At 63.8% G+C, this 9,373-nt stretch carries 7 protein-coding genes; 4 read left to right on the forward strand and 3 right to left on the reverse strand.

Translation table 11 applies throughout. The annotated features are described in order from the left end of the window. The 3 genes from ACXWUF_RS12730 to ACXWUF_RS12740 form a co-directional block, all read right to left on the reverse strand. On the reverse strand, positions 1-429 hold a 429-nt coding region (locus ACXWUF_RS12730; RefSeq protein ID WP_458495045.1), incomplete at its 3' end, for a tRNA (cytidine(34)-2'-O)-methyltransferase. A 7-nt stretch (positions 430-436) separates the two neighbouring features. Further along, complete coding sequence (locus ACXWUF_RS12735) at positions 437-2,935, reverse strand: glycogen/starch/alpha-glucan phosphorylase (RefSeq protein ID WP_458495046.1); 2,499 nt, start codon at positions 2,933-2,935, stop codon at positions 437-439. Positions 2,936-3,274: 339 nt separating this feature from the next. After that, positions 3,275-6,244, reverse strand: a complete 2,970-nt coding sequence (locus tag ACXWUF_RS12740) for a transketolase (RefSeq protein ID WP_458495047.1) — start codon at positions 6,242-6,244, stop codon at positions 3,275-3,277. A gap of 295 nt (positions 6,245-6,539) precedes the next feature. On the opposite strand from ACXWUF_RS12740, the gene ACXWUF_RS12745 reads away from it, so the two are divergent. The 4 genes from ACXWUF_RS12745 (at position 6,540) to ACXWUF_RS12760 (ending at position 9,285) form a co-directional block, all read left to right on the forward strand. Continuing rightward, positions 6,540-7,004, forward strand: coding sequence for a hypothetical protein (locus ACXWUF_RS12745; RefSeq protein WP_458495048.1), 465 nt, complete (start codon positions 6,540-6,542; stop codon positions 7,002-7,004). A 10-nt stretch (positions 7,005-7,014) separates the two neighbouring features. Next, positions 7,015-7,704 (forward strand): response regulator transcription factor, encoded by a 690-nt coding sequence (locus tag ACXWUF_RS12750; RefSeq protein ID WP_458495049.1) that lies wholly within the window; start codon positions 7,015-7,017, stop codon positions 7,702-7,704. Between the two features lie 230 nt (positions 7,705-7,934). Then, on the forward strand, positions 7,935-8,426 hold the full coding sequence (gene lysM, locus ACXWUF_RS12755) for a peptidoglycan-binding protein LysM (protein ID WP_458495050.1): 492 nt from the start codon (positions 7,935-7,937) through the stop codon (positions 8,424-8,426). Between the two features lie 16 nt (positions 8,427-8,442). Continuing rightward, on the forward strand, positions 8,443-9,285 hold the full coding sequence (locus ACXWUF_RS12760) for an N-acetyltransferase family protein (RefSeq protein ID WP_458495051.1): 843 nt from the start codon (positions 8,443-8,445) through the stop codon (positions 9,283-9,285). The last annotated feature ends 88 nt before the right edge of the window (positions 9,286-9,373 follow it).

The following is a 9,373-nucleotide window of genomic DNA, read 5'->3' on the forward strand; positions in this document are numbered from 1 at the left end:
CTCGTACAGCACCAGCGCCACCGCGTTGGACAGGTTGAGGCTGCGGCTCTCCGGCCGCATGGGGATGATGAGCCGTTGTGGTTCGGGGATGGATTCGAGAAGGGAAACAGGCAGGCCCCGGGTTTCGGGGCCAAACAGGAAGGCGTCGCCCGGCTCAAACCGGACATCCGCATAGCAGCGCTGGGCCTTGGTGGTCAAGGCGAACAGCCGGGAAGGTTGCACCGTCGCGAGGAACGCCGCGAAATTGGCGTGTTCCCGTAGGCTCGCGAACTCCCGGTAATCCAGTCCCGCCCGGCGCAGCCTGGCGTCGTCCAGCGCGAAGCCGAGCGGGTGGATCAAATGCAATGCCGCGCCGCTGTTGGCGCAGAGCCGGATGATGTTGCCCGTGTTGGGCGGAATCTCCGGCTCGTACAGGACGACGTGGAACAAGTGGGAATCAGCCCGCCGCCGCCGGGACCACTGGCTGCATTTTCCAAATGTCGCGGTTGTACTCCAGGATGGTGCGGTCGGAGGAGAACTTGCCGCTGGCGGCGGTGTTCAGGATGCTCATCCGGGTCCAGTTGTCCTGGTCGCGGTAAGCCGCCGCCGCCTGCTTCTGCGCTTCCACATAGGCCGCGAAATCCGCCGCCGTCATCCACGGATCCCAGGAACCCCAGACCGACTGAATGATGGGGTCGAAGATGCCCGGCTCGCACTGGTTGAAGTGGCCGGATTCCAACAGGTGCATCACCCGGCGCAGGTCTTCGTTGCCGTCGATGATGGCGTTCGGATCGTAATTCGGGCGGGCGGCCTCCACCTCTTCCGCCGTGAGGCCGAACAGGAAGAAGTTCTCCGCGCCCACCTCCTCGCGGATTTCGATGTTGGCGCCGTCCAAGGTGCCGATGGTCAGGGCGCCGTTCAACATGAACTTCATGTTGCCGGTGCCGGACGCCTCCTTGCCCGCCGTGGAAATCTGCTCGGACAAATCGGTGCCGGGGCAGATGACCTCCATGGCCGTGACCCGGTAGTTGGGGATGAACACCACCTTCAGCATGTCGCCCACCGACGGGTCGTTGTTGACCACGTTGGCGACGTTGTTGACGAGCTTGATGATGCGCTTCGCCATGAAATAGCCCGGCGCCGCCTTGCCGCCGAAGATGGCGACGCGGGGGGTCCAGTTGGCGGTGTCGCCGCGCTTGATGCGGTCGTACAGGTGGATGACGTGCAACACGTTGAGCAACTGGCGCTTGTACTCGTGGATGCGCTTGACCTGGACATCGAACAGCGCGTCCGGGCTGATCTTGAGTCCGAGTTCGGCCTCCACGTAGTCCGCCAGCCGCCGCTTGTTGGCCTGCTTGATGGCCTGCCAGCGCTTGCGGAACTTGGCGGCGCCGGCGTGCTTCGCCAGCTTGCTCAACTGGCTGAGTTCGGTGATCCAGCCGTCGCCGATGGTCTCGGTGATGAGGGTGGACAGTTCCGGGTTGCAGTTGGCCAGCCAGCGGCGCGGGGTGATGCCGTTGGTCTTGTTGTTGAACTTGTGCGGCCACAGCTCGTGGAAGTCGCGGAACAAGCCCTGCATCAAGAGGGCCGAGTGTAGCGCCGCCACGCCGTTGACCGAGAAGCTGCCGACGATGGCGAGGTAGGCCATCCGCACCTGCTGCTCCCAGCCCTCCTCGATCAGGGACATGCGGGCCAGCCGGTCCAAATCGCCCGGCCAGCGGTTGGCGACTTCGGCCAGGAAGCGGGCGTTGATCTCGAAGATGATTTCCAACAGCCTCGGCACCAATTGGCGGAACAGCCGCACCGGCCATTTCTCCAACGCTTCCGGCAGCAGGGTGTGGTTGGTGTAGGCCATGGTGCGGGAAGTGATGCTCCAGGCCTCGTCCCACTCCATGCCGTGTTCGTCGATCAGCAAGCGCATCAACTCCGCCACTGCGATGCTGGGGTGGGTGTCGTTGAGCTGGAAGCAGTTCTTCTCGGCGAACTGGCTGAAATCCTCGCCGTGCATCAACACCCAGCGGCGGAGGACATCTTGCAGGCTGGCGGAGGCCAGGAAATACTGCTGGCGGAGCCTAAGTTCCTTGCCGTTCTCGCTGGTGTCGTTGGGGTACAGCACCATGGTGATGTTTTCGGCTTGGTTCTTGGCCCGCACCGCTTCGGTGTAGTCGCCCGCGTTGAACTCGTTCAGGCCGAATTCGTCGGTCGCCGCCGCCTTCCACAACCGCAGGGTGTTCACCGTGCCGTTCTGGTAGCCAGGAATCGGCACGTCGTAGGGCACTGCCAGCACGTCTTGGGTCTCCACCCAACGGCTGCGGCCATTCTCGCCGTAATTGTCGGTGTGTCCGCCGAACTTGATGCGCACGGTCATTTCCGGGCGTTCCAGTTCCCAGACGTTGCCATTGCGCAGCCAATGGTCCGGCTCTTCCACTTGATTGCCGTCCTCGACCTTCTGGCGGAACATGCCGTATTCGTAGCGGATGCCGTAGCCCATCACCGGCAGTTGCAGGGTGGCGCAGCTATCCACGAAGCAGGCCGCGAGTCGGCCCAGGCCACCGTTGCCTAACCCCGCGTCGTGTTCGCTGTCGGCCAGTTCCTCTTGGACCAGGCCGAGTTCGTGCAGCGCCTTGTTGGTCTCGTCGGTGATGCCGAGGTTGAGCATGGCGTTGCTCAGGGCGCGGCCCATCAGGAATTCCAGGGACAGGTAATAGGCCCGCTTGCAGTCCGTTTCCAAATAGGCGTGGATGGTGTTCTTCCAGCGCTCCATCAAACGGTCATGCACCGCCAGGGCCAGGGCGGTGTAGGTGTAGTGCAGGGATCTACTGGATTTGTAGCGTCCGAGGGTGTAGTTGAAATGGCGGCGGATATCCAGGGCTAGGTCGTTGGCTTTCATACCTTGAGGCGGCATTTCGCTTAGCAGGAGGGAAGGATTGCTCTTTTTTAGAGTTCGGGTCGGCATGGTTGAGTCCGATAAAGTGAGTGGGCTGTTGGATTCCGCTCCCGGCGCTCCGGGCCATGGAATGGCCGAGCGCGTTCCCATCCTCGGACGCCGAAGCGCCCCCGGAACGATGAAACGTGTGACGGTATTATTGCACTAAAGGAAATAGAGTTCAGTGCTGCGCCAGGAATTGCCGAATTAACCGAAATCAAAAATACCCGCGCTTGGCGTAAGGGATAGGGGCGGCGCAAGTTCGATGGGGACAAGCGGATGTGTTCGTCGGTGCCCCACAAGCGGGGTGGCGGGGGGAAGTCCCGTAGGTCGGGCATGTACTCATGCCCGACGCCATCGCTACCCGGCTTATTCCCCCCGTTCCACCAATTCCCGCACCTTCCGCGCTATCGCCCGCCGCGAAATCCCCATCAAATCCAACAATTCCTCCGGCGTCCCCGAACGGGGCCACCCCGTCACGCCCAGCCGGTGAACCGGCGCGTGGCCATTGACGGCGACATCCACCGCGTCACCCAGCCCGCCATCCGCCCAATGATCCTCGACCACCAACAGGGCGCTGGTTTCCAGGGCGGCGCGGCGCAGGGTCTCCGCGTCCAGCGGCTTGACCGAGTAGGCGTCGATCACCCGCACCGCCACCCCGTCCTTTTCCAGCGCATCCGCCGCCGCCAACGCCTCGTGGAGCGTGATGCCAGCGGCCACCACGGCGCATAAATCCCGGCCAGATTCCCGCAAGGTTTTGCTGCCGCCCACCGGGAACGCCTCGTCGTTGGCGTAGATGACCGGCGTCCCGGCGCGGGTGGTCCGCACATACACGATGCCCGGCGTGGTCAGCGCGGCGGCGGTCAAGCGGGCGGCGCTCACGGCGTCGCAGGGGTAAAGGACCGTGGTGTTGGGCAGGGCGCGGAACATCGCCAAATCTTCCAGCCCCATTTGCGAGGGGCCATCCTCGCCGATGGAGACGCCCGCGTGGCTGCCGCAGAACACCAGATGGGGCGGCTGGCTATGAGCGGCCATGCGGATGAAGTCGTAGGCCCGGCTGAGGAAGGCGGCGAAGGTCGCAAACACCGGAATCTTCCCGCACACGGCCAGCCCCAGCGCCGTGCCCGCCAGGTTTTGCTCGGCGATATAGCCCTGAAAGAAGCGCTTCGGGAAGGCTTGGGCGAACAATTCCGTGTAAGTGGAATTCTTCACGTCGCCATCCAGCACCACCAGTTCCGGCACGCTCTCGCCCAATTGCCGCAACGCCTCGCCGAACGCCTTGCGGGTGGCGAGGCTCTCGCCCACCCGGTAATTCAGCGCCAAGCGCGGCGGCGGGTTGGGCGTGGTGGGGTCGTGGCGGTTGATGCGCCGGGATTCCACCTTCAGCGCGGCCTCGCCCTCGCCCAATTCATTCAGCGCCCGCGCCATCTGCTCCCGGTCCAGCGCCTTGCCGTGCCAGCCCGGCTCGCCCTCCAGGAAGGATACGCCCCGCCCCTTCATGGTGCGGGCGAGGATGGCGGTGGGCACCGATCCGCCCTTGCCGGCTTGATAAAGCGCCTCAAGGATTTCCGCCATGTCGTGGCCGTCGATTTCCAGGGTTTGCCAGCCAAAGGCTTGGAAGCGCCGGGCGAACACGCCCGTGTCATGGCCGTAGGGCGTGGCGGTGCTTTGTTCCAGGCCGTTCACATCGACGATGGCGACGAGGTCGGACAGCTTGTGCAAGGCCGCGAATTGCGCCGCCTCCCACACCGAGCCTTCCGAGCATTCGCCGTCACCGAGCAGGCAATAGACCTTGGCCGGAATGCCATCCAGGCGGTTGGCGAGCGCGATGCCGTTGGCGGCGGCGAGCCCTTGCCCGAGGGAGCCGGTCGCCACCTTGACCCACGGATTCATTGGCGTCGGATGGCCCTCGAAGGTGCTGCCCAGCTTGCGTAGCGAGCGGATGTCCTCACGGGTCGCGCCCGCTTCCCGCAATGCGGCCCATAGGACCGGCGCGGCGTGGCCCTTCGACAGGATGAAGGTGTCGACGTTGCGGGCCGAGGGGTCGGTCGGATCCCAGCGCATTTGCCGGAAGAACAGGGCCGTCACGAGGTCGGCGCAGGACAGGCTGGACGTGGGATGCCCCGACCCGGCCTCGGTGGTCATCGTGATGATGTCGCGGCGGAGCTTGCGGGCCATGGCTTCCAGCGGGCCGATGTCGCGGATGTTGAGGTGCTGCTGGATTACATCCGCCAAGGTGGCGAGCATGGCGTTGTACGGGTCGATGAACTTTTGCACGCCGTCGCTTTCCAGTTGCGCCGTCACCTGCCCGAAGTCGATGCCCAGCGCGGCGAGGTCGTCCATCACCTGCCGCGCCTCGTCCAAGCCCTGATCCACCGTGTCCCGCACCACGCCATGGTCGGCGAACGCCTTGATGGTCTTCTCCGGCATGGTGTTGACCGTGTAAGGACCAATCAGCGGCTCGACGTACATCAGTTCGTCGTAGTCCGGGTTCTTGGTGCTGGTGCTGGCCCACAGCAAGCGCTGGACGTGCGCGCCCCGGCTTGCCAGGGCTTGCCAGCGGTCGGACGCGACGATCCGCTGGAAGCTTTGATAGGCCAGCCGGGCGTTGGCGACGGCGGCCTTGCCCAGCAGTTTCGCCGGGTCCGGGCGCAAGGGTCCGAAGCCGTGGCCGGGCGGCAGGCGTTGTTCCAGCGATTGGTCGATGGCGACATCAATCCGGCTGAGGAAGAAGCTGGCGACGGAGACCACCGCGTCCAGTGGCAGCCCTTCCTCCTGCCGCCGCTCCAGCGCCCGGAGATAGGCTTCCGCGACGGACTCGTAGCGGTCCACCGCGAACAGCAGGGTGATGTTGACGTTGATGCCCTCGAACAGCAGTTGCTCGATGGCCACCAGCCCCGGCGGGGTGCCGGGTATCTTGATGAACAGGTTGCGCCGGTTGGTTTTTTGGAACAGCCGCCGGGCGATGCCCACCGAGGCTTCGGCGTGGTAGGCGTAGTGGGGCGGGACTTCCAGGCTGACGTAGCCGTCCAGCCCCGCGCTTTGTTCGTAAACCGGATGTAGGACGTCACAGGCCGATTGAATATCCGCGATGATGAGCGCCTCGGCGATATCCTGGATGTCCGGGGTGGGCCGCTGGGCGATGAGCTTGACGATCTGGTCGTCATAGTCGGCGCTGTCGGCGATGGCCTTTTGGTAGGTGCTGGGATTGGACGTCATGCCCCGCAAGCCTTCGCGCTCGACGCGGTGGCGCAGCTTGCCGCTGGTGAGCATGGCGCGGGTGAGGTTGTCGATCCAGTAGCTTTGGCCGTGGTCGATGAGCTTGAGTAACGGATTCATCGTGCCTCCATATCAAAGGGCTGTCGGGCCGGTGTGGCTATCCTGTCGCCAGGATGGTGCTAGGTGGGAGAAAGATCAATCGGGAGTTTCCCGTACCATGGGTGGCCTCTGACAAGACAGGGCAATCGCGCCATGTGATTTTTCTGCCTCTCGCCTTTGGGAGAGGGGAGAACAGCGGCTCCCGGCATAGCGCGATTGCCCTGCCTGACAAGACGGGATCGCGGCCATCTGGCATACTCAATCGCAATAGCCACCGCTCAACGGCTGGCTCTATTTCGAACCTTTCCGAGACATCATGAACACCCATCCATTCCTCAACACCTGCTTATCCAAACTGGACGAACTGTTAGACCGCCAATTTCAAACCTCCGCGCCCGACTTCACCAGCAAGGTGAATGCCATCGCCGCACAACTGCCCGAGGAACCGGCGCAAGCCCTTTATGAGCTGCTGGGGCGGCAAGCCGCGCTGAATGCCGAAACGGTGCCCGCGCCGGAAAGCCTCGCCGACTTCGCGTTCCTGTGCGGACGGGCTTACGAACAGCTCGAAGCCTGGCGGCGCATCCAGATGGAGATGGAGAACGTGCTGACCGGCCCGGACAGCGTGAGCGCGACGCCCCTGCAAGCCTCCCAGGTGGAGCCGCTAGCCCGGTTCGTCGAGGTGCGCGACCGGCTCTTCCGCAAGGTCGCCGACGTCACCTTGAAAGCCCTGCTCATTGGGCTGGGCCTGCTGATCCTGGGGCTGGTGTTTGGGCTGATTTGACGAGGCCGCCATGGCGCCTTCCGCCACACAACCGCCCCGGACTGGCAAGGAGCTTCATCCCGCCAACCGATGGAGGGTCGCCGCCACGAATCCCGAACCCACGGTGTTTGTGGTCGATAACGACGAAGACATGCGCAACTCGCTGAAATGGCTGGTCGAGTCAATTGGCCTGCCAGTGGAGGCATTTTCGTCGGCGGAGGCGTTTCTCGACGCGAACTCGGTGGGCCGACCGGGCTGCCTGCTGCTGGACGTGCGTATGCCGGGCATGGGCGGGCTGCGGCTGCTGGAGCATCTGCGGGCCACGGGCGCGGGAATGCCCGTCATCGTCTTGACGGGACACGGGGAGGTGTCGATGGCGGTGTATGCCCTGAAATGTGGCGCGTTCGACTTCATGGAGAAGCCCGCCAGCCATCAACTCATCCTGGAGCGGGTCCGGGACGCACTGGTCCTGGACCGCGAGAACCGGGTCCGCGCCTCGGAACTGGTCGCCTTCGAAAAGCGGCTGGACCAGTTGACCTCGCGGGAGCGGGAGGTCATGGAGCGGCTGGTGGAGGGGGACAACACCAAGACCATCGCCACTAACCTCGATATCAGCGAGCGGACGGTGGAGAAGCACCGGGAACGGCTGATGAGCAAAATGGAGATCAAGTCGCTGGCTCAGTTGGTACGCATGGTGATGGAATATCAGAAAGGCGGCTGAGCCATGAATCTGTAGGCCGGGTTGAGGCGCGGAACCCGGCGCATCCCCTAAGATCCGACTCGGTTTTAAAAACCGAGTCGGATTATTGTGAATTCCACGAACTCAAAGTGAAACCGCTTTAAAGCCCCCGCTCTTTCCCTACGCCCAATAGGGAATCGCCACCCGCCCCTCGCAAGGCTCACACTTAGTCCGCAAGACCGCCTTATCCATCCATCGCAGGGAGCGCGACGATGAGCCTATTCGATTTTGTCCGCGACATCGGCAACACCCTTTTCCACGACGACGAAAAGGCGTCGGCAGCCATCAAGGCCCACATCGAGGCCGACAATCCCGGCATCGAGTCGCTGGATGTCGTTTACCAGAAAGGCTTCGTGACCCTGCGCGGCCAAAGCCATAGCTGGGCCGCCGTCGAAAAAGCCATCCTGATGGCGGGCAATATCCGGGGCGTGGAAAAAGTCGTCAGCGAAATCCAAGTCACCGAGCCGACCGACACCGCGCCCAAAGCGCTCAGCCCGGAGGAAGCGACTGCGACCGAAACCGTCCCCGCCACCTCCGATGTGGACTACTACACCATCGCCTCCGGCGACACCCTGTCCGCCCTGGCGAAACGCTTCTACGGCGACAGCGGCCAGTATCCACGGCTGTTCGAAGCCAACCGCGAAGTCATCAAAGACCCCGACAAGATTTTCGTGGGCCAGAAAATCCGCATCCCGCAAGCCTGACCGTTTAGGTGGCGCCATGCGTTTTGGCCCAGCGCGATTCATCGCGAATCCACCGGCTGCGGACAGACCAGCCGCGCCCAGATGGCGTGTCGCTGGCCGGAAACTGGCGACGGCTCCCGCCCGGCTGATCGAAAAGCTCCGCGCCGTGTTCGCGGAATTCGGCCCCAAGGAAGCCGTCCTGTTCATCCTGGCCCGGCTGGTTTCGACCGCCTCACGGGGGCACGGGCGCTTGGTCCGGTACTGGATCGTCGCCCAGCCGATCCTCCCCCAGATCGAACCCCGCTTGGGCAACACGGTCATTGGGGAAGTCTCCCGCGCTCACGCCGTGGTCGCGGAATTCCCCCGGCCACCCGAAGTCATCGCCATGCGCTTCGATAACGGGGGCGTCTGCCTCGTGGCTTGGTTGAAGGAAAAATTCGCGGGCTATCTGTGGTATGAGGAACGCCGCTACGTCGAGGATCACGTCCGTTGCGTTTACGAGCTGGCCGAGCCGGAGCGTACGGTGTGGGATTACGATGTCTACGTCGCGCCCGAATTCCGGCTGGGGCGCACCTTCATCCGCCTGTGGGACGCCGCCAACGCCCGCTTCGCCGAGCGGGGCTACGCCTGGAGCCTGAGCCGGATCGAAGCCTTCAACCGAGGCTCGGTGGACTCCCATTTCCGGTTCGGCACCATGCGGCTGGCGACCGCGACCTTCCTCTGCCTGGGACCGGCCCAACTGGCCTTGTTTTCCTGCCCGCCTTACCTGCATTGGTCGACAAGGGACTCGAACCTGCCCATACTTCGCCTGACGCCGCCGCAAGGCTCGGAAGAAACGCGACCACACCGGGCGGGCTTTCGACCTATCGAGACCACTTGACGGGCCGGGCCGCCGCCTCGCTCGCCCAGATAATGCGGCGCATTGTAGGTCGGGCTTTAGCCCGACTGGAGCCAGTCTCGGGCTAAAG

It is taken from the genome of Methylomagnum sp. (assembly GCF_054333355.1).